The organism is Tissierellales bacterium (assembly GCA_035301805.1).
Taxonomy (GTDB): Bacteria; Bacillota; Clostridia; order Tissierellales; family DATGTQ01; genus DATGTQ01.
In genome coordinates this window covers 1-22174 of record DATGTQ010000082.1, presented here as the reverse complement: position 1 = coordinate 22174, position 22174 = coordinate 1, and the positions used below count along the sequence as shown (strand labels likewise).

The following is a 22174-nucleotide window of genomic DNA, read 5'->3' as shown; positions in this document are numbered from 1 at the left end:
ACTTTCAATTTTATCTCCTATACGATATTAGTTTATTATATAAATTTTCTGCTTCTTCTTCATTCCATATATTCATAAATAAAAAATTTAATAATATAGGATTATAATTTAAATCTAAAACCCTTTTAGCAAACTCCATTGCTGCTATTTCTCCAGCACATAATACTATACTTTTCCGTCGAAACGGTCCAATTTTTAATACTTCTACTTTTACAGTATTAGTATATAAAGATGGATTTTCCCATTCAATAGCATGAAAGACTTCATGTGCCAATATTATATCTTTTAATTTTATATCTCCTAATATATCTTTATATCTTCCCATTAACTTTTCAGCTTCCCTAATATTATCACCATATAAAAATATCTTATTAGGCTCTTCAAATACTCCCATATATATAATTAAAAGAATTATCTGTTAATTCTTCGTTTGTTAATTTCAATAAATTTTTTTAATTTCTCTTTAGTTTTCATATTTTAAATGTCGTTTTTCGCTTAATTCATTTCCTGTATTTAGGACTCCGATTTCTATAGAGTAAATACATTCCATATAATCTGAAAAAGTTTCTATTTGATAAGCCATAGTTACAGATCCTGGATCTAAATATCCAACACCTTTATCAGTTCTATAACTCGCTCTACCTCTCTTTCCTTCCATATCTTTAGTTGCTTCAACACCATCTAAAGCCTGCCTTTTTTACATTTCAAGAATTTCTTTCTCTTCTAAATCATTGTTAAATCCATCTTCAAAAGCCTTTACTGCTGGAGATATAGTATCTACCATTGTTTTCCAACCTTCTTCTACTTTACCTCTTTCCTTCATATCTTCATCCATAACCTCATAAGCTTCATAAAGTTCTTTAACACTAATTGAATCAGTGTCGCTAAGCTCTTTAGCTACAGCCATAGCTCCTACATACATACCTCTGATTGTCTTCATACCACTTAATATAACTATACTTAGTATTAAAGTCGATATATCAAAAGTAAAAGTTTCTTGGTCAATATAACCTAATTGCGGAACATATATAGCACCTGCAACTGCACAAACTATTGCAGATAAAGCAAAGACAAGCACTTTATAGTAGGTAGTATTTATACCCATCATAGTAGTTGAAACCTCATCTTTTCTTATAGACCTCATAGCACGTCCATATTTTGAATTATAAAGTCTAATACAAAAATATGTTGTTATCATTAATGTTATTACTACTAAATATATGATCCACCATTATATATAGTCAACTCATACCCAAATATAGAAGGATTAGGAATGTTTCTTATTCCTAGAGGTCCATTTGTAACAGAATCCCATATTATTACTGATCTTACTATTTCACCAAATCCTGAAGTTACTATAGTTAAATAAGTTCCAGTAACTCTTAAGGTCGGTAGCCTCATTATTATACCTACAATCCCAGTGATAATAATTGTCGCTAACAAAGCTACAAAGAAATTCAGATTGAATCTAATAGATAAAATAATAGTTGCATATATGCCAATGGCAACAAATCCTGCATGGCCTATGGACACCAATCCTGCATACCTAACTAAAATATTTAGTCCTAAAGCCATAATTGTATATATAATTATCTTAAACAATGTATTTAAAATATAAGTATTGTTATTAATAAAAAGAAATACTCAGAGTAGTATCCCAAAAATACGAGTAAAATAAATTTCATTTTTCAATTGTTTAATTTATTTATTATATTCATCCTACACCTTCCCTATAATTTTCTTACCAAATAAACCATTAGGTTTAATTATTAGAACTAGTATTAAGATTACAAATGCAATATTATCTCTAAATTCTGAACCTAATGCAGTAGCTCCCACAGATTCAATTAAACCAATTATAAGTCCACCTACTAAAGAGCCAGGCAAATTACCAATACCACCTAATACTGCTGCCGAAAGGGCTTTTAACTCAACTATATATCCCATATTAGGATAGGTCATTCCATAATAACTACTTACTAATATACTTGCGACTGCTGCAGATAATCCAACTAAAATAAATATAAAGGAAATTACAGAGTTTACCTTTATACCCACTAAGTTAGCTGCAACAATATTTTGTTCAGAAGCCTTCATCACTAAACCAATCTTGGTTTTATTTACTAATAGTACTAAAATCGTCATTAATACTATAGATATTACCAACATACCTATTTAAGTATAATTAATTTTCATTCCAATAATATTAATTGAACCACCTGGAAATAAATTTGAGAATTGTCTTCTTTGACTTCCCATTAATACTGTTAGTAGATTAGTAATTATAGTAGATATACCTATAGTCGTTATTAACGAGGTTATTCTTTCTGCATGATTCTTTCTTAAAGGTTCAAGGGCTACCTTATCTATTAAGGCTCCTACTACATCTGTATTATTTCTAAAAATATAATCTCCTACATCAGAATAATCTGGATGAGATGCAGATGGTGAGATTTCAATTATCTTATTTTGTTGATATATTGATGTAGCTGCTAAACTTACTCCTGATACAAAATGACCTATAACAACATTACTATTTTTATCACTTACTATTATATTTGCTACAGATACGGCTTCTTCTAGTGAGTTTTTATCATCAAATTGTATTATTTCTACCTTTGAATCTTTAACTCCACCTTCATCGTTTCATTCTTCTACCATTAGTTTAGTTGCATTTGAGAATCCAATACCATATTCTAAATTATCACCAATCATATGCGCAACTACTGTAATTGCGACAGAGTCTCCATCTACTGTTTTAGCTGATACTTAATAAATAACCCCCTTCTCTTATATATTTTTAATTATACGCCCTTACATAAATAATACCTATTGGTAAACATTTTCTATGTTCATATTAGACAATTATACTCATATAATAATTGATTGTGTTTCCCATTGCATACATTAATTATAGACTATTTTTTTGTCAACGTATTTGATTGGTAAATTATATTTGTTAAATATCGGCGAATAATTAACAAATTCTATTTATTCTGTAAGTTTCAACAACCTTTATCTAAATAAGATCTATACTTATGTAAATATACACCATATATTTATTTTTTTAATATCAATATTTGATATTCCGAAATAGACTTTAGTTAAAATCCAAAGGGATTACTCATATTTAATTATGAATAATCCCTTTCACTTGCTTTCTAGTATTTTTTAATTTTAAATAGATATATTCTTCAATAAATTATACCTCCTAAAATCCTATCTCAAAGCAATTAATCTATCTAATATTTCCATATCCCTTATGGAATCATCAAAATTCATATGGAATTCTCTATTATTTATTATAGCATCTGCAAAGTCTTCAATTTCCAATTGGTATCTTTCTGACTCCTCCACTACTACTTCTTTCTTACCCTCTTCAGTTGTAATAGTAATAGTTCCTGCATTTCCTAAGAATGTATCTGGTATTTCTATAATTCCCTTTGTACCTATTATTTCAGAATGGTTTCTATCATAAGCATTAAATCCAGAGTTTATCACTGCTATAACTCCATCCTTATATCTTAATGTTCCAGTAAACATAATATCTACACTATCTTGATCAACGTATTCCGCAGATATAGATATAGGTTTTTCATCCATTATCATCCCTACAAAATTTAGGGGATAACAACCTACGTCATATATAGAACCCCCTCCTAGTTCAGCCTTCATTTTTATAGTATTTTCTCTATCTAGAAAAAATCTGAAGGTAGAATTAATATACTTAATATCCCCAATAACTCCACTATCTAAAATTTCTTGAAGCTTTTTAGTTCTATCTGTATATCTGTACATATAGCCTTCCATGAGTTTTACATTATTTTTAATACTAGCTTCTTTCATCTCTACCGCTTCTTTTGCATTAATACTAATAGGTTTCTCACATAGAACATGTTTGCCTTTTTCTACAGATTTTATTACCCATTCTTTATGCAGAGAATTAGGTAATGGAATATATACAGCATCTACTTTAGGATCACATAAAAGTTCATCATAGGATAAATAAGTTTTTTTGCAACCATACTTTTCTTGACATTCTTTCAATTTATCCTCATCTCTAGATGCAATTGCATAAAATTCCGAATTACTAGAGTTTAATATAGATGGTATTGTAAAAAGTCTAGCTATCCTTGCATAACCTAAAATCCCCCACTTAACTTTTACCATTTAATTTCTCCCCTTATTTATGTTTAATTGTTCTTCTTTACACCAAGCAATTCTAAATGTCTTCCTATATGCTCATATAAGGCTTCATAGTATTCTTCCTCATATTTATTCAAACTCTCATATATTTTATCTTTAAATATTGACTTACCCTCTTTATCCTTAGCCTGTAAAATTAATCCATAGGTAATATGGAGTACCTGCCTCATATTATCATCTTTTAGTATATTTACTAAATCTTTATTATCCATATATTCTATTGATATATTATTATCTTTATTAACATTTACATGATAATGCTTTTTCGCTTCATCTAAATTTTTAAATGCAAAATCATAAATCTCCCTAAATAACTCTGGATCCTTATCTGCTATAAGTTGAATAGCTACTAACCAATTTGTTCCAGCTGTTTTTAAATGATAAAATCCTTTAGTATATTCACCAACAGTTGGAAATATACTAAATTTATCGCTACCTGAATGAATACTTAGTTTATATTTATAATATTTTGATATTTTAAAATGCATCTCAAATTCTTTCTTAAATTCCTCTATATTCCCAATATAGTCAATTCCTTTCTGGAATTCTCCACAAAATCTTGGGGCTAAACTACGAATTTTAGCACCATTAGATATCAACTGAGAAGCTACAAAATAATGGGCCTGTATTGTAGTTGTATGAAGGGTTTCATCGATTGATATCTCATAATCTATATTGCATTTCGACTCTGAAATAAATCTATTATATACATGAATTCCATAGTTTATCCCATCTAAATATATTAACACATTTTTCTTTAAGTCCTCTTCTGTAAATTGAATACTTAATTCTTCATCTATTAGGTGATCTTTATTTAGATATTTATTTTCTAAACTTTCTCTTACATCCTTTGGTATCTCATCGTATTTCCTATCAATCTCATTTTCTTCCATATTATAAACTTCATTTTGGATATAATCAGATAAATCCAAGGTTATCATTGTCGCCCCATTTTCAAGAGCCATTTGAATCTCTTCATCCTTTTTTAAATGATCTCCATCAAAACCATATCCATTTTCATATCCTTCTTGAAAAACTGCCCATGTACTAGAATCTAATACATCAGAATAAGTCCTACCTGTTAATTCTAACTCCCTTATAGATTGTTGAGCAATCACTGGGAAAAAGTCATATTTTTTTGTAAGCCTAAGATGACCTGGAGATGCAATACCTAATCTATCTCCTAATCCTATAGAAATTGGAAAATCATTGTAGGATTTAGGAGATGTAAATGGAAAGATTTGTCTCATTATTTTAGCATTATAATGATTTAATGAACATATTTTTCCTTCTCCTTCTAAAAATTGTTCCCCTTCAAATTTATCAAATACTTTACCTTGTCCCAATACTATTAATGACTTTTCATTATTAAAGTTAGCAAGAAATATATATGAATTGTCCTTTTCATAGAGTGAATCAGAATATATTCCTTCTATAGTCTTTAATTCATCTGCAGTAATCCTTTTAGTCAATAAATCTTTAAAGCTATTAATCATAATTTTTCCCTCCTATTGATACATTTACATTATTTAAATGATTATAAAATTATTATATAAATTTTCCTTGATAAAAAACAAACAGGGAAGTATCTATTTTCCTGTTTGTTTAATCTCATTATTTATTATTTTCTTTTTGTAAGGTTTCCCAAATTCCTGAAATATATACAGCACCTAAGGCTCTATCATATAATCCATAGCCTGGTTTTCCTGTTTCACCCCAGATCATTCTTCCATGGTCTGGACGTAAATATCCGTCAAAACCATTTTTATGAAGGGCTCTCATTATTGCAACTATATCTAAAGAACCATAAGATGACACATGAGCTGATTCCTCAAAGCTTTCACCTTCTAAGAGTTTTATATTTCTTATATGCATAAAATGAATTCTTTCTTGAGCTGCATATTTATCTATTAGTTTTGGAACATCGTTAAAAGTTCCACTTCCAAGCGATCCAGTACAAAATGTTAGTCCATTATATTTACTATCTACAAGTTTAAGAAATTTATCTAGACTTTCCTCATCAGTAATAATCCTAGGCAGTCCAAATATTGGCCATGGTGGATCATCTGGGTGAATTGCCATTTTTACATCATTAGCTTCTGCAACTGGAATTATCTCTTTTAAGAAATGTTCTAAGTTATCCCAAAGACCATCTTCCCCCACCTTATCATAAGCTTCAAATAAATCCTTTAAATCTTCCTTAGTATAGGATGAATCCCAACCTGGTAATGATAATTCTCCACTTAAAGGATCCATTTTATCTACTTGTTCTTTATAATATACCAAGGCTGTAGATCCATCTTCAAGTTCTTTATCTAATTGGGATCTAGTCCAGTCAAATACAGGCATAAAATTATAGCAAATTACCTTAACTCCTGCTTTTCCAAGATTAATTATGTTTTGCTTGTAGTTCTCAATATATTTGTCTCTATCTCCTCTACCTAGCTTTATATCTTCATGGACAGGAACACTTTCAATTACATCAAAGTTTAGTCCTGAATCTTCTACTTTTGATTTTAAGCTCTTAATACTTTCCATACTCCATACTTTTCCTACAGGTACATCATATATAGCAGTAACTATACTATCCATAGTAGGAATCTGCCTGATATATTCAATCTTTACTGGATCATCCTCTCCATACCATCTAAATGATAATTTCATTAAATAACCTCCTATCATAACTAGAAATAAATATTTTATCTTTGTAAGATGATTCATAAATTTATCTATATGATTTAAACACCTTATACCCTTTTTATTATTAATTATAGCTCCTTTATTATAAAAGATGGAATCTACAAAAATCCTACATTATTTTACATAGGACTTATTATTTTCCTTACGGTCCATATAATTGGAGCTTTAGGAAAAGTCAGTACATAATTTTTCCGTCTTATTAGATAATACTCCAAATTTTATGTTTTAAAATTATCTCTCTACTACAAATACCTTATCTTTATTTAGTATATATGGGTAGTAAAGTCCTGCTATATTAGATAATGGTAATACCTCAGGTTTTAAATTAACGTTTAATTTTTCTATCATGAATTTTCTCCTAGCTTCAATTCTTCCATAAGCTTCAGGGTATTTTCCTTTTAATTCTTCTCTTAAGGCCTCATCTGCAATAGCTAATCTATCTTCAAAGTCTGGTGCTGCATATTTAGATTCTACAAATGGTATAATACCTATTTGGAAACACATACCACTTTCAATTGTTATATCAGATTCTTCACAAATTGGTGATGACATCCATTCTTCTATTACAATTAAGTAACCTGGATTTAAGAACCAACCATATTCTTCTTTTGGATAGGTGCTTTCAACCATATCATATATCTCTTTACCAGTTATACCGATACCTATTATTTCATACCAATTTGATTCTACAGCAAAGTATGGTTTAGCAAGTTTCTCTAACCAATCTCTTCATTTTTCTAGTAAATCTTCTTCTAAATATGCCAAAAATCCTCTACGATTTGATTAGCCACCTAGTAGACCCATAGTTACTTGATATCTATCTCCAAGTTGTGTCTCATATGCTGTTGAACTTACCATGTTTACATCTATACCTGGCCCGGAAATTACCTTTGGGAAACAACTAGTTGGTAAAGAACCCGCTGTTCCAAATTGTGCTATTTCCATTTCTGTAAGACCAGTTCTAGTATTTAAGAGCATTTGTTGTACAGCATCTGAAGCATAAGTTGCTCCAAATTCAAAAAACCAATTTCTTCTGCACTATTTATCACCCTAACACCATATTCCAGATGAATAAATAAATTAGTTGCATTTACTATATTATCGTTTGGAGCAATATCTCTTACTCCTTCTACTATGAAAGATGGAACATCATACATGTCAATAGTACCATATACTGTATAGATTAATTTCCATCCTACTAACCCTACCCTATCTAAATCTGTCATACCTATTTCTCTTAATATTTCCCCAAGATTTCTATTTTCTCCCATAGGTTGGTTTGGTAATGAAAGTGTTAAATATAATATACCTTCAGTTGGTATCCTACTATACTTAGACATACTCAAACATTAACTTCCTAATAATAATTGAAACTTATCTGTTTTATCTAATACTAATACAGCTTCTTCAAACCGTGGACCAAATCCTACTAAATAGTTAAAGTCTCCATAGTGTTCACAATCTGCATAAACTAATATATAATCTAATTCTAATTTTTCTATAGATTCTAAAATTTTTTTAATCTTCCTTCATATACTTCATCTGACAGCTTAGGCATTTCTGTTAGCAAGTCAAATACTGGTTCCTCTACATTTCTCAATTTTACATTTTCTACCTTAATTATAATTAAAATACCCCTATAAGAATTAATATTTATAAATTAATAACTATTCTGAATGAACATATTTCTTTAGAGTTTCCCTTACAGCACCTTTATCTTTAATTAATTCTACAAAATATTCTTCTACTTTATTTCCTAAACCTACTTCATATAAATCTACTCCAAATATAGATTTATTTGAAAGTATTGGTTTTAATTCTTCCTGGAATGGTCCTTTATCTCCTAAATCTATCTTCTCAAAATGTGGCAATAACTCATCTAATAATGGATCAGAGCTTAGTTCCATTTCATTTCCTTCATCATCAAGACCCATTAAATATCTAAGCCATCCGGCTAATACTAATGAAATTAATTTTAGATCTTTTACATCTAAATCTTCTCTATCTACATAAGCCTTTATGGTTTCTCCAAACCTAATGCCTAATTTTTGAGAAGTATCTGTAGCTATCCTCTGTGGTGTATCTGGTATAAATGGATTTGGGAATCTTACTTGTAAAACCTCATCAATAAATTCTTTAGGATCAATTATACCTGGATCTACCACTACTGGAAATCCTTCTTCATATCCTATTTTTTCTACCATTATTCTTAATTCACTATCTTCCATTTCCTTAGAAATCAAATCATATCCTAATAGGCATCCATAAATTGCTAAAGTAGTATGAAGTGGATTTAAACAAGTAGACACCTTCATTTTTTCAGCTTTATCTACAGTTTCTCTATCAGTAAATATGATTCCACCTTCATCTAAATTTGGTCTTCCGTTAGGGAAGGCATCCTCTATTACTAGATATTCTGGTTCTTCTGCATTAACAAAAGGTGATACATAACTACCTCTAGCAGTAATCATATCTTCAACATTTTCAAAGCCTACTTCTTTTAGCATCTCTCTTACACTATCATCTGGTCTGGGAGTAATTTTATCAATCATTGACCAAGGGAATGATACCTTATTTGGATCCCTTATATAATCGACAAATCCTTTATCTACTAATTGGTTTTCATTCCATTTTTCAGCATAAGACATTATAGCGTCATGTAATTTTGTACCATTATGTGACACATTATCCATACTTACCATTGCTATAGGACTTTCATCATTTTTGTATCTCTCATATAGTAGAGCAGCTATCTGTCCCATATAACTAAGAGGAGTAGCATATCCATTTTCAAAATCTTCGGCTACTTCTTGTAAATAATTTCCCTTACTATCTTCTAAAGTATATCCTTTTTCAGTAATAGTAAAACTAGCCATTTGTAAACTAGGATTTTTAAATATTTCTTTTAATCTTTCCCAGTTTTGCCCTCTTTTAACATCTAAAACAATTGATTCAGAAATACTTCCAATTACCGTCTTATCAATACTTCCATCTACCTTTAAGGTTACAAGTGTAGTTAGATTGTCATTAGCTTGGTATATAGTTTCTATACTATCGCCACCAACAGCAATTATCCCAGTATCGCTTTTTCCTTCATTTAATATATTTTGTTGTACATTAGCTAGAAATGCCCTAAATATATTTCCAGCCCCAAAATGTACCCAATTAGGCTTAGACATTGTATTTTTTCTTACATCTTCAATATTAAATTCTGGTAATTTGAATCCTGCCTTATTCCACTTTTTCTTTTCTTTAAGTGAATTTAATTCTAATTCCATTGCTTGCACCTCCATCTATTTACTCCTTTTATCTATAGCTTCCCATAAACCATTTAAATAGGTAGCTCCTAAAGCCCTGTCATATAATCCATAACCAGGCATTGCCTTCTCTCCCCAAATCATTCTCCCATGATCAGGCCTCATAGGTCCTGAAAATCCTATATCATGAAAAGCTTTTATAATCTCATACATATCTAATGACCCATCAGATGATAAATGAGCAGCTTCATCAAATTTTCCAGGAGAATGATGAATCAAGTTTCTAATGTGACCAAAATGAATTCTTCCTTCAAAACTTTTAATAATATCTACAATATCATTATCTGGATTTGAACCTAAGGACCCAGTACAAAGAGTAATTCCATTATTCATTACAGGAACTGCATCTAGCAATCTTTGAATGTTTTCCTTGTTATTTATAATCCTAGGTAAACCAAATACAGACCATGCAGGATCATCTGCATGAATCGCCATCCTTATTCTATATTCTTCACATATAGGCATAATAGCCTTCAAAAAATACACTAGATTTTCAAATAATTTTTCTTCATCTACATCTTCATACATTTCAAATAATTCTTTAACTTTTGACAACCTTTCTGGTTCCCAACCAGGTAAGGTAAACCCCTTTGAGTGAGATTCCATTTCTTCAAACATTCTATCAGGGTCAATCTTATCAATTATATCTTGATCATAAGAAAGTACAGTAGATCCATCTTCTCTTTCTTTAGCAAGATCAGACCTAGTCCAATCAAATACAGGCATGAAATTATAACATACTAGATCAATGCCCTCTTTACCCAGATTCTCTAAAGTTTTAATATAATTTTCTATATACATATCCCTAGTTTTAAGTCCTATTTTAATATCATCATGGATATTTACACTTTCAATACCACTTAATTCTAATCCTACCTCTTCAATTTCTTCTTTCAACTCTTTTATATCTTTCCTACTCCAAATTTCTCCAGGCTCAGTATCATATAAGGTAGTAATTACACCTACACAACCAGGCACTTGTTTTATATCTTGTAAACTGACAGTATCATGGTTTTTTCCGAACCATCTTAAGGTCATCTTCATTTTAATACCTCCTCTATGGATAGATAAAAGTTTAAATAAAAAATTGAAAATAAATTTTCAATTTTTTATTATTTTATCTATTTTTTTGTGCGATTAATCAGATATTGGTAAAACTTAGATTTACCTGATCCTAAAATTTTATCAGTTAGTATATATCCTTCTTTATCACTTGTATATAATATAATCATAGTCTTCATTTTATGAATACCCTTTATTTCCTTCCATTTTATAACTGATGTTTTTGTTTTCGTTTCTATATGTACGCCGATTTTATTAAATCCGATATACATATCTTTCGGAAGAATAGATACTTGCCTTTTAGCTCTTAAATATACTAATAAAGGTTGAATTATTGTAAATAGACTTACACCAAATAAAAGTAATACTCTAATTATTAAATTACTACTACTCCAAAACTTTATTGTTAAAACTATCATAGCTACAATAAATATACTATTAGTCATACCGGCCATAGATGAGTAAATTCCATACATAGAAAGTCTCCACAAGTCATATGCCTGTGGATTATATTTAAATTTATAATCCACTATACTTTACCCAAATAAGGATGGTAACCATAAACTAATACTCGGCACAAAAGTAACTAATAATAATGTCACAACCATTAAGATATAAAATGGTAATGTAACCTTTACAAGTCTTCCCATCTTAACATTACTTACTGCTGAACCAATAAATAATACAGACCCAACAGGTGGTGTTAGAAGTCCTATACCACAGTTCAGAACAACTATAATCCCGAATTGAATTGGAGATATTCCTATAGATGTTGCAATTGGTAATAAAATAGGTGTAGCAATTAATATAATTGGTGCCATATCCATTATCATACCAAGAATTAATAATATAAAGTTAATTAGTAAAGCTATAATAATAGGATTATCCGTTAAGTTTATAATAGCATTAGCAGCTAGTGATGGAACATGTAATCTAGTCAATAAATATCCAAATATAGATGAAGTTGCAATTAAGATTAAAACAATGGATAGAGTATCTATTATACCATCTAATGCCTTCCATACGCCCTTCCAATCCATACCTTTATATATAAATACACTTACAATTAAACTATAGATTACAGCTATAGCTGCTGATTCAGTTGCCGTAAAATATCCACCAACCACACCAACTACAACTATTAAAACTGCTGCTAAAGCCCAAAATGATTTTGCTAATTGTTTAAATAAATTAGTAATACTAAACTTAGCTCCTCTTGGATAATTTCTCTTAATAGAAATAATATAAGAACCTATCATTAAAGAAACAGCCAAAACAGCTCCTGGTAAATAACCAGCTAAAAATAAACTTCCTACAGAAATTCCTCCTGCAGTGGTTGCATAAATAACCATATTATGACTTGGAGGAACTAATAATCCCTCTACTGACGACGCAATTGTCACAGCCGCTGAAAAATCATCATCATAACCTTGATCTACCATCATGGGAATCATAATACTTCCAATAGATGCAGTATCCGCAGCAGCAGAACCTGAAATACCACCAAAGAAATAGGAAGCAACAATATTAACCATTGCCATTCCACCACGCATCCACCCAACACAGGCATCAGCAAGTCCAATTAACCGTTCAGAAATACCACCTGATCCCATTAAAGCACCCATGGTGATAAAAAAAGGCACAGCCATAAGACTAAATGAACTAATTCCTTTTACCATTTGCTGGGCTACTATTCCTAAAGGTAATCCTTGATATGCAAGTGTAAATATTGATGCAATAGCGACAGCATAAGCTATAGGGAATCTCAGTATTATCATTCCTAAAAAACTACCGATTAAAATTAAAATTGCAATGTTTTCAGCACCCATTAAGATTCCTCCTTATCAATATAAAATCTTTTAATGTTTTGAAATAAAACTTCTAATTGGAAAATCACCATCGCAACACCTGCTAAAGGTATTGGAAAGTACATCCAAAATCTAGAAAGAGTCGGCATACTTGGATAGTATCCCTTTGCACCAATTGTTATTGCATATTCTCCTCCTACTACTATCATAACTATACCAAGCGCTAAAACTAATATATCTGAAAGAATATCTAATGATATAACAAGATTTCTAGATAATTTCTCATCAAATGCTACCATACGGATATGTGTTCTTTTTCTAATAGCTAAAGCCGCTGACAGAACCGTCAAATATGACATCAAAGTTAATACAATTTGCTCACTCCATGCTGGATCAGGTATAAACGATATATATCTTCCAGCAACAGCCATTGTTGTAATCAGTATATCACCTATTAAAAGGATTTTACATAGTAAAAGTATCACTTTATATGCGATATCATATATGGGTTTTACCCTATCAAGGGTATTAAAAAATTTAGGCATATTTTCCACCTCTCAAAATAATTTAGGCACAAAGGTCTAAACTTGCCCTCATGCCCTTTCTGAAGTACTAATTTAAATATTAAATTTACTGCATGTCTACAATTTTTTCATATAATTCAGCATCATCTTTTGTATACTTTTCAACTGTATCTTTAACTGCATCTTGCCAAGGCTCAATGTCTTCAACATCTATAACATTTACACCTTCATCTATTAATTCTTGTAGTATTTCTTCCTCATCTTTTTCAGAAACTTCTCTATTTAATTCTGAAGCATATTCTCCAGCTTCCATTAAAATATCTTGTTGCTCTTCAGTTAAACTATCCCAAGCTTCATCAGTAATAACTACTTGAACTGCTCCTAAAGTATGGCCATTAAGAATTAAGTTTGGTGCTACTTCTTGGAATGCATTTGATTTATAGTTAGCTATAGGTTGTTCTGCACCATCAACCACACCTGTTTGTAAAGCTGAGTATAATTCACCAAAAGATACTACTGTTGGATCGGCACCAAGGTCATTAACCATACCATTCATGATAGGGTCGTCACCAACTCTAAGTTTTAATCCTGCCAAATCATCTAAATCTTCAATCTCATCAGCTGTAAAGAAGTGCCTAAATCCTTCCTCTCCATACCATAATCCTCTGATTCCACTACCACTTTCATGAGGTTCTAATAAGAACTCATCTGCTAAATCAGAATTAGCAAAATTCCAGAAATGGTCACGATCTACAAACGTAAACGGAATAGATAGAAGTTTTGATTTTTCTCCACCATAACTGGTAAGTGCGAAGGCTGATATACGTGACATATCAATAGTTCCTCCACCACCAAGCATAGTATCTAGTACGTCTTCCTCTGCTCCTAAAACACCATTAGCTTGAATATCGATCTTAATTTTACCATCTGATAACTCATCTACTTTTTCTTGGAATGATGTAGCCATTTGACCTATTATAGAATCTAATGGATTAACCTCAGCATACACAAGGGTAACTTCTGGTTCATTGTCACCTGACGTTTCATTTCCAGATGGTTCTTCTTTTCCTGTGTCTCCTGGTTTATCTGGAGATTCAACACCACAAGCTGCTAATGTACCAACTATTAATACTAAAACTAACATTAATGATAAAAACTTAATACTTCTTTTCACTTTATCCCCCTCCTATTATTTTTAACTTTTAGTTGAATATATTAATTACAACTAGTAAATTCCTATCTTTGTTACATAATAAAATGAATTCATTTTTTGAATACATTCCAATTTCTTTACCTACTAATCTCCAGTAACTATCATCTTTGGACTTATAAAAGTTTTGTCTTTAGCCACTAGTTTGATACATCCTAACAAAACATTTATATCACCTCTGGAAAAATGTTTTCCTTCTAAAATTGCTTCAAGGTTTAATTATACTGCTTTAGCTGGTCTTAATTTGTTTGCTAGGGTACATAAGAACATTAGAATTACCGCTATACTTATTGCAACCATACCACCAGCAATCCCTACCTTCTCTGCTACTACCCCTGTTATATATGGCATCAATATTCCACCAAGACCTGCCACACCTAATAGAGCACCCATAGCCAAGCTAGATTCTTTCAAGACACTTCCTACATTTGATATTGTAGTTGGATATATTCCTGACAAACAGAAACCTAAACCTAAAATACAAGCAACAATAGCCCATATACTTGAGGATATCAAAAATAGACCAAAAAATACCATAGTTCCTATAGAACTAGCTAATAAAATCGTCTTCTTATCAACTGTTTTTGATATATATGCACTAAATAATCTTCCAAATATTATAATAATCCATAATATAGATAATACTTTCTGGGCTAATGATGTACTCATTATACCAGTATCCTTTAAGTAAGTAACAATCCAGCCATTAACAGCATATTCAACACCTACATAAAAGAATAATATACCACTTGACAAGTAAAAATCTATATTTTTTAAAAATTCCAATGAGATTTTTTCTTTCTCTTTCTTTTCTCCAGTTTTAACTCTAGTATTATCTATATCCATACGTGAATATACAAAGACCATCAACAATCCTAAAATTGAAACTACTCTTAATATAAATCTCCAGCTTAAACCCATATTAAAACTCCATGATGCAAAGAAAGGTGCCATAAAAGCTCCTACTGCAAAGAACGTATGCAGTATATTCAAAGGTCCAGGTTCACCATCTCCTACATCATTAACTATCGTGTTACTCATATTAGTTACACTACCTCTACCTATTCCCGTAAGAAAAAAAGGTATTAATAGAAATACTGGTGATTTTGTAATAGTCATACCTGCAAACCCTATAGCTGTCATAGATGATAATGCTACAATAGCATTTTTCCTACCAAGGTAAACAGATACTATTCCTCCTAAAAAACTTGCTAATAAATTACCTGCAGATTGAAGAGATAAAAGCATGCCACCTTGGTTATATCCCATATTGAGATCTGCTAATATAGCAGGCATTATAGCTCCAATAATTAAAGCGGTAATTCCATTAATAAAAAATGCATAGAAACAACCTGCCAATATTTTCTTCTGGCTTTTTTCCATAGTATATATCCCACCCCATATTCAACACTCATTGATATTTTTTGTGTAATATATTGTATTAATTTATTACTATATTATTTTCCAGTTTTATAATACAAAACTTTTATTCGTATTGTGAACCTCAATGTTATTATAATAGATAAAAATTTTAAATGCAAGATTATTTTGTTTTAAAATGAAAACCTTTTGCATCTAAGCAATTTTATAATTTAATATTTAGATATTCTAGAGCATTATCATAACAAATTTCTTCAATCATTGATCCTAATAGTTCCATATCATAAGGTACTTCACCTTCAACTACCCAAGTACCTATTAAATTACATAATGTCCTTCTAAAGTATTCATGTCTAATATAGGATAGAAAACTTCTAGAGTCTGTAACCATACCTACAAATCTTCTTAAAAGTCCAAGATTAGCTAAAGCAGTCATTTGTTTTTCCATTCCATCTTTCTGATCATTGAACCACCAACCAGATCCGAATTGTACCTTACCTGGAATTCCACCACCTTGGAAATTACCTATCATAGTTCCTATGATGTCGTTATCACTTGGATTTAAACAGAATAAGATAGTTTTCGGCAATTCATTAGTTTTATCCAATTGATCTAATAAATTAGATAAATGTTCAGCAATATTACCATCATTTATTGAATCGAAGCCAGTATCTGCCCCTAATTCTTCAAACATTCTTGTATTATTATTTCTTAGGGCACCTAAATGTATTTGCATTACCCAATCTCTTTTATTGTACATTTTCCCTAGATTTAATAATGTCTTAGTCTTATATTTATCTATTTCAATTTGGCTAAGTTCTTCTCCTCTTAAGGCTTTCTTAAATATTTCATTTACTTCTTCATCTGTCGCTTCTTCATAAAATATTTTATCTATACCATGATCAGATAATCTTGATCCATTATCATGGAAGAATTGAACTCTATCATCTAACACCTTTATAAATTCATCATAAGATTTAATTTCCCTATTACTTACTCCTTCTAAAGCTTCTATCCACGGAATAAATGTATCCATTTCTATATTAATTCCTTTATCAGGCCTTAATGCAGGTAATACCTTTACATCAAAACTTTCATCTTCTCTAATCATTTTATGATATTCTAGAGTATCTATAGCATCATCTGTAGTACATAAAGCTTTGACATTTGATCTTTTAATAAGTTCCCTAGCTGTAAATTCTTTAGTTTCTAACATAGCATTAGTTTTTTTCCATATTTCATCTGCTGTAGTTTCATTGATAATTAAATCTATATCGAAATATCTTCTTAACTCTAAATGGGACCAATGATATAGAGGATTACCTATAGTATAGGGTACAGTCTTAGCCCATGCTTTAAATTTATCATAATCAGAAGCATCTCCAGTAATTAATCTTTCTTCAATTCCATTACTTCTCATAGCTCTCCATTTATAATGGTCACCACCAAGCCAAATATCAGTAATATTTTTAAACTTTTTATCTTTAGCAATCTCCTCAGGACTTAAATGACAATGGAAGTCAAATATTGGCATATCCTTCCCATACTTTTCATATAATTCTACGGCCACTTCGCTATTTAATAAGAAATTATCATCCAAGAACTCTTTCATTTTATATTTCCCCTTTCTAAATTTATATATATACATATATTAAAAAACATATTTTATTCATAGTATCAACTATATTTGAAAAGATAAATTTATATATTTTGCTTATTTTTCGATAATTAAATATATTACACCTTATAATGTAACTCCAGTTTTAAATATGGCTATTTCTCTAAGTCCATTTTCCTCGTTATTTGTATATTCACCATTCGCTACTTTGATTATATATTCAATAAATTCCTCAACCAGTTCATCCATAGATTTATCTTCTGTTAAAGTACCGGCATTAAAGTCTATCCAATGGCCTTTTCTTTCGTATATATCAGTATTAGTAGAAACCTTAACAGTTGGTACAAAGGTTCCATAGGGAGTACCCCTACCAGTAGTAAATAAAACCATTTGACAACCTGAAGCTCCCATTGCTGTCGAGGATACTAGGTCATTTCCTGGACTATATAATAGATTCAAACCCTTCATAGATAATCTTTCACCATAATCCAATACATTTGAAATCTTTGAAAAACCACTTTTCTGTGTAGTACCTAAGGACTTTTCTTCTAAAGTTGTAATTCCACCTTCTTTATTACCTGGAGAAGGGTTCTCATATATTGGTTGATTATGGAATCTATAATAATCCTTAAAATCATTGATTAGTTTTACGATATCATTAAATACTTCTTCAGATTCTGCTCTTTCCATTAAAGGTAATTCGGCACCAAACATTTCAGGTACTTCTGTCAATATTGTAGTTCCCCCATTTTTTACTATATAATCTGAGAATTCACCTAGAAGAGGATTAGCTGTAATTCCTGAGAAACCATCAGATCCACCACACTTCAATCCAATTCTTAACTCAGATATTGGCAATTCCTCTCTTTCATCATCTTTTATTTCATTATATATTTCCTTTAGAAGTTTTACTCCTTCTTCTATTTCATTATCTACTTCTTGTCCCACTAAAAATTTAATCCTATTTTCATCATAATCACCTATGGCCAGTTTGAATTCATCCATAGTATTATTCTCACAACCTAGCCCTAATACTAATACTCCACCTGCATTAGGATGTTTTACTATATCTGCTAATACAGACCTAGTATCTATATGATCATCCCCTAACTGAGAACAACCATATTTATGCTTAAAAGCTTCGATATTATCTAAACCTTGTGGATTATATTTAGATATAAATCTATTGATAATGGTTTCACCAATATTATTAATACAACCAACAGTTGGCACTATCCATAATTCATTTCTAATCCCAACTTCACCATTTTTTCGCTTATATCCCCAAAATGTTTTTGGTCCATCTTTATCTTTTATTTCTTTAAAATTAGGAGCATATTCATATTCTAAATTATCTTTAAGATTTGTTTTTACATTGTGAGTATGAACCCATTGTCCTAACTTTATGTCCTCTACTGCATGTCCTATAGGAAAACCATATTTAATTACATCTTCTCCCTTAGATATATTATTAGTGGCAAATTTATGGCCTGACCTTATATCCTCTAATAGCTCAAAACTTCTTCCATTATCGTCTACTATGGTCCCAGACTTAATATCTTTGACTGCAACTCGAATATTATCCATTTCTTTAATCTTTATATGCATTTTCATTAGATCACCTCCTTAATAGACTCTTTCATTCCTAAATTTATTAACCTATTTAGATAATAATATACTCTCTCTGTCATTCCTTCTATATCATTTAAATTTATATTCCAAAGATCTTCTAAAGCCAATACAGTTTTAACTATATCTTTTAATCTTTCATCACTTCCATCATATTTACCCCATAGTTTCTCATAAGTCTTTAAAATATTCTCATTATCATTTAAATCAATTTTCTCTCCATTCCTATCACCTTTATAGAAATAAATCAAAGAAGCTAAAGAAAATACTAATCTTTCTGGTAATACTTCTTTCCTTTTATGGTATTCCAGTAATGAGGGCAGTACCCTTGTCTCAAACTTACTCATTGAATTTAATGAAATACTTATTAAATAATGTTTAATAAAAGGATTTCTAAATCTATCTAATACACTTTCTGCAAAATCCTTTAATTCTTCTTCTGGAAGATCTAATGTAGGTATTATTTCTTCAAATATTACACCATTCATATATTTACCTATTACTTCGTTTTCTACAGATTCCCTTACAGTATCTATACCATATAAGTATGCAACAGGTACCATGCTAGTATGAGCTCCATTTAATATGCGAACCTTTCTTTCTCTATATGCTGTTAAATCATCTACAAAAATAACATTTAATCCTATTTCATCTGCTGGAAATTCCTTAGTAATTTCTTCAGGACCTTCTATTACCCATAGATGAAACCATTCTGCTTCAACTAAATATTCATCTTCATATCCTAATTCCTTTTGTATTTTTTCAGCATTTTCCTTCGGATATCCTGGTACTATCCTATCTACTAATGTATTATAAAATATATTTGCCTCATTTATCCAACTAACAAACCCGTCCTCTAGTCCCCAGTCTTTAGCATACTTTAACACTATAGATTTAAGATTCTCACCATTCTTATCTATAAGTTCACATGGTAATATTAACATACCCTTTTCCATATCTCCATTAAACATCTTATATCTATGATATAACCAAGCAGTTAACTTACCAGGAAATGAGACTTGAGGTCTATCATCTAATTTATCATTATTTATATATTCAATACCTGCTTCTGTAGTATTAGATATAATAAATCTCATATCAGGATTTTCTGCTGTCTTTAAATACTCATCATAATCTCTATAAGTATTAAAAGCTCTAGTAATACTATCTACCATCATAGTATCTTTTTTAAGTTCTCCCTTTTCAACTCCATTAATTAAAAGTGTATAAAGACCGTCTTGCTCATTTATTTTGTAAATATTTTCATTATTTCTTGGACTGACTACTACAATTCCAGAATTAAAATCTGCTTCTTTATTCATTTTATAAATAACCCAATCTGCAAAAGCCCTGAGAAAATTTCCATCACCAAATTGAAGTATTCTCTCTGGATAAAGTTTTAAATTAGAATCTATTGTTCTCTTAAGTTTCTTCAATCTTGCTCCTCCTTATAATAATTATCACTCTGTGAACTTAAATGAAAGTTGAGGACTTCAACCCTTGTATGGTACAATGTTTTGCCAGAAACAATTATCGCCCAGAAAAGATGAAGTCCTCATGCAAAAAAATTGTATCAATTAAGTGCCCAAAGTGCAACAATAATCATTTATTTTATTGTTATGGCAAAGATAAAGATGGTTTCAAAAAAATATCTATGCTGTAACTACAATCATAAATTTGATTCTGATAAATCGAGTTTTAAATCTAATAAAAATTATCCTCATTGTTCTATATGTAGTAAAATTACTTTCTCCATCAAGATTATGGCCTTTACTCTAATTTTAGATGTTATAATAAATTACGTAACTACTCTATATTTATTCCTAGATCAAATTCTATTTTACCCACTTCTATGTCTAAGCTAATTGGTAAAGAAGACTTTAAACAGATGAAATATCTTATTCATATTATTATCACATTTTCATCTAGGTAAAAATTCTTTTAAAAATATCGCTTTAACTCTTAAAGTTGCTAATAATGTTAAAGCTTATCATACCACTATTAGCAGTTAGTGTAAGAAGTTTTCACCTCTTTTTAATTCTGCTAAAAATTGTTAAGGGCCTGTGCTAACATGTTCTTTTTACCCTTGATGACTTCATAGACGAAACTTTATCATTAAAAATAAAATTTAAAAAACTTAAATCAATTTAAGATAATTCTATAAAGATATTTTACTAATTTTCATGTTTAGTTTACAAAGTCAGAAAATTAAGTAATAAGATATACTAATCTATTATTTTAGTTTCACACTGTAAACCCTACTTTCACATCTCGAACTATTTGATTTAATTATACTATGCAAGGAAAACAATTGCAAGAATACTTTTAAAAATATTTCATTCTTATATAAAATTAAAAGAGCTTGGATATATTAGTTACTGTATCCAAGCTCTTTTGATATCTTATCAGCATATTTTTTTACTTCTTTACCTATTTTTTCCACTCTATCTTTAGTAACTCTAATAGTAGGTCCTGAGATACTAATGGCTCCTTCTACTTCTCCTTTATGATTAAAAACGGGAGCACCTATACATCTAACCTCTAACTCATTTTCTTCGTCATCCTCTGCATATCCCTGCTTCCTTACTATATCTAATTCTTTTTTTAACTCTTCGAAATCAGTAATTGTATTTTTAGTTAACTTTTGAATACTACTATTCTGCCATATTTTTTTCACTTCTTCTTCATCCATAAATGCTAAGATTACCTTTCCTACTGAC

The 22174-nt window shown here is 30.2% G+C and carries 20 protein-coding genes and 1 pseudogene; all 21 read right to left on the bottom strand.

What is annotated here, in order from left to right; genetic code table 11:
• Window positions 1–10: 10 nt before the first annotated feature.
• Complete coding sequence (locus tag VK071_03850; GenBank protein HLR34447.1) at window positions 11–394, bottom strand: hypothetical protein; 384 nt, start codon at window positions 392–394, stop codon at window positions 11–13.
• Between the two features lie 69 nt (window positions 395–463).
• Window positions 464–1207: pseudogene (locus VK071_03845) on the bottom strand (DAK2 domain-containing protein).
• A 5-nt stretch (window positions 1208–1212) separates the two neighbouring features.
• Entirely contained in the window at window positions 1213–1614 is a 402-nt protein-coding gene (locus VK071_03840; protein HLR34446.1) for a branched-chain amino acid ABC transporter permease, read from the bottom strand.
• Window positions 1615–1719: 105 nt separating this feature from the next.
• Window positions 1720–2169, bottom strand: coding sequence for a branched-chain amino acid ABC transporter permease (locus VK071_03835; protein ID HLR34445.1), 450 nt, complete (start codon window positions 2167–2169; stop codon window positions 1720–1722).
• Between the two features lie 1050 nt (window positions 2170–3219).
• Complete coding sequence (locus VK071_03830; protein HLR34444.1) at window positions 3220–4170, bottom strand: Gfo/Idh/MocA family oxidoreductase; 951 nt, start codon at window positions 4168–4170, stop codon at window positions 3220–3222.
• 23 nt (window positions 4171–4193) lie between these two features.
• Entirely contained in the window at window positions 4194–5702 is a 1509-nt protein-coding gene (locus tag VK071_03825; protein ID HLR34443.1) for a tagaturonate epimerase family protein, read from the bottom strand.
• A gap of 118 nt (window positions 5703–5820) precedes the next feature.
• Window positions 5821–6870: a mannonate dehydratase gene (gene uxuA, locus VK071_03820; GenBank protein ID HLR34442.1), complete on the bottom strand. Its 1050-nt coding sequence runs from the start codon at window positions 6868–6870 to the stop codon at window positions 5821–5823.
• 267 nt (window positions 6871–7137) lie between these two features.
• A complete protein-coding gene (locus VK071_03815; GenBank protein ID HLR34441.1) occupies window positions 7138–7536 on the bottom strand; it encodes a hypothetical protein in 399 nt (132 codons plus the stop codon).
• 153 nt (window positions 7537–7689) lie between these two features.
• A complete protein-coding gene (locus VK071_03810) occupies window positions 7690–7884 on the bottom strand; it encodes a hypothetical protein (protein ID HLR34440.1) in 195 nt (64 codons plus the stop codon).
• Window positions 7875–8252, bottom strand: a complete 378-nt coding sequence (locus tag VK071_03805) for a hypothetical protein (protein HLR34439.1) — start codon at window positions 8250–8252, stop codon at window positions 7875–7877. Before VK071_03805 ends, VK071_03810 begins: the two co-directional genes overlap by 10 nt.
• A gap of 321 nt (window positions 8253–8573) precedes the next feature.
• The gene (locus tag VK071_03800; protein HLR34438.1) at window positions 8574–10184 is read right to left on the bottom strand and encodes a mannitol dehydrogenase family protein; all 1611 of its coding nucleotides are present in this window, start codon (window positions 10182–10184) and stop codon (window positions 8574–8576) included.
• Between the two features lie 15 nt (window positions 10185–10199).
• Window positions 10200–11267, bottom strand: coding sequence for a mannonate dehydratase (gene uxuA / locus VK071_03795; protein HLR34437.1), 1068 nt, complete (start codon window positions 11265–11267; stop codon window positions 10200–10202).
• A gap of 77 nt (window positions 11268–11344) precedes the next feature.
• Entirely contained in the window at window positions 11345–11761 is a 417-nt protein-coding gene (locus VK071_03790) for a YcxB family protein (protein HLR34436.1), read from the bottom strand.
• Window positions 11762–11821: 60 nt separating this feature from the next.
• Window positions 11822–13114 carry a TRAP transporter large permease gene (locus tag VK071_03785; GenBank protein ID HLR34435.1) on the bottom strand — a complete coding sequence of 431 codons (1293 nt, stop codon included), beginning with the start codon at window positions 13112–13114 and terminating at the stop codon, window positions 11822–11824.
• On the bottom strand, window positions 13114–13638 hold the full coding sequence (locus VK071_03780) for a TRAP transporter small permease (protein ID HLR34434.1): 525 nt from the start codon (window positions 13636–13638) through the stop codon (window positions 13114–13116). Before VK071_03780 ends, VK071_03785 begins: the two co-directional genes overlap by 1 nt.
• Window positions 13639–13723: 85 nt before the next feature.
• Complete coding sequence (locus VK071_03775) at window positions 13724–14791, bottom strand: TRAP transporter substrate-binding protein (GenBank protein ID HLR34433.1); 1068 nt, start codon at window positions 14789–14791, stop codon at window positions 13724–13726.
• A 255-nt stretch (window positions 14792–15046) separates the two neighbouring features.
• Window positions 15047–16210, bottom strand: a complete 1164-nt coding sequence (locus VK071_03770; protein HLR34432.1) for an MFS transporter — start codon at window positions 16208–16210, stop codon at window positions 15047–15049.
• A 202-nt stretch (window positions 16211–16412) separates the two neighbouring features.
• Window positions 16413–17819, bottom strand: coding sequence for a glucuronate isomerase (gene uxaC / locus VK071_03765; protein ID HLR34431.1), 1407 nt, complete (start codon window positions 17817–17819; stop codon window positions 16413–16415).
• Between the two features lie 132 nt (window positions 17820–17951).
• Window positions 17952–19439: an altronate dehydratase family protein gene (locus tag VK071_03760; GenBank protein ID HLR34430.1), complete on the bottom strand. Its 1488-nt coding sequence runs from the start codon at window positions 19437–19439 to the stop codon at window positions 17952–17954.
• On the bottom strand, window positions 19439–20890 hold the full coding sequence (locus VK071_03755) for a tagaturonate reductase (GenBank protein HLR34429.1): 1452 nt from the start codon (window positions 20888–20890) through the stop codon (window positions 19439–19441). Before VK071_03755 ends, VK071_03760 begins: the two co-directional genes overlap by 1 nt.
• A gap of 935 nt (window positions 20891–21825) precedes the next feature.
• The coding region (locus VK071_03750; protein ID HLR34428.1) for an IclR family transcriptional regulator C-terminal domain-containing protein at window positions 21826–22174 on the bottom strand (349 nt) is incomplete at its 5' end.

Coding starts and splice junctions, on each gene's coding strand:
- VK071_03825 (HLR34443.1), bottom strand. CDS start 5,702: ATGATTAATAGCTTTAAAGATTTATTGACTAAAAGGATTACTGCAGAT.
- VK071_03850 (HLR34447.1), bottom strand. CDS start 394: ATGGGAGTATTTGAAGAGCCTAATAAGATATTTTTATATGGTGATAAT.
- VK071_03835 (HLR34445.1), bottom strand. CDS start 2,169: ATGTTGGTAATATCTATAGTATTAATGACGATTTTAGTACTATTAGTA.
- VK071_03810 (HLR34440.1), bottom strand. CDS start 7,884: ATGCTCTTAAATACTAGAACTGGTCTTACAGAAATGGAAATAGCACAA.
- VK071_03830 (HLR34444.1), bottom strand. CDS start 4,170: ATGGTAAAAGTTAAGTGGGGGATTTTAGGTTATGCAAGGATAGCTAGA.
- VK071_03790 (HLR34436.1), bottom strand. CDS start 11,761: ATGTATGGAATTTACTCATCTATGGCCGGTATGACTAATAGTATATTT.
- uxuA (HLR34442.1), bottom strand. CDS start 6,870: ATGAAATTATCATTTAGATGGTATGGAGAGGATGATCCAGTAAAGATT.
- VK071_03780 (HLR34434.1), bottom strand. CDS start 13,638: ATGCCTAAATTTTTTAATACCCTTGATAGGGTAAAACCCATATATGAT.
- uxuA (HLR34437.1), bottom strand. CDS start 11,267: ATGAAGATGACCTTAAGATGGTTCGGAAAAAACCATGATACTGTCAGT.
- VK071_03785 (HLR34435.1), bottom strand. CDS start 13,114: ATGGGTGCTGAAAACATTGCAATTTTAATTTTAATCGGTAGTTTTTTA.
- VK071_03815 (HLR34441.1), bottom strand. CDS start 7,536: ATGGTTGAAAGCACCTATCCAAAAGAAGAATATGGTTGGTTCTTAAAT.
- VK071_03760 (HLR34430.1), bottom strand. CDS start 19,439: ATGAAAATGCATATAAAGATTAAAGAAATGGATAATATTCGAGTTGCA.
- VK071_03800 (HLR34438.1), bottom strand. CDS start 10,184: ATGGAATTAGAATTAAATTCACTTAAAGAAAAGAAAAAGTGGAATAAG.
- uxaC (HLR34431.1), bottom strand. CDS start 17,819: ATGAAAGAGTTCTTGGATGATAATTTCTTATTAAATAGCGAAGTGGCC.
- VK071_03770 (HLR34432.1), bottom strand. CDS start 16,210: ATGGAAAAAAGCCAGAAGAAAATATTGGCAGGTTGTTTCTATGCATTT.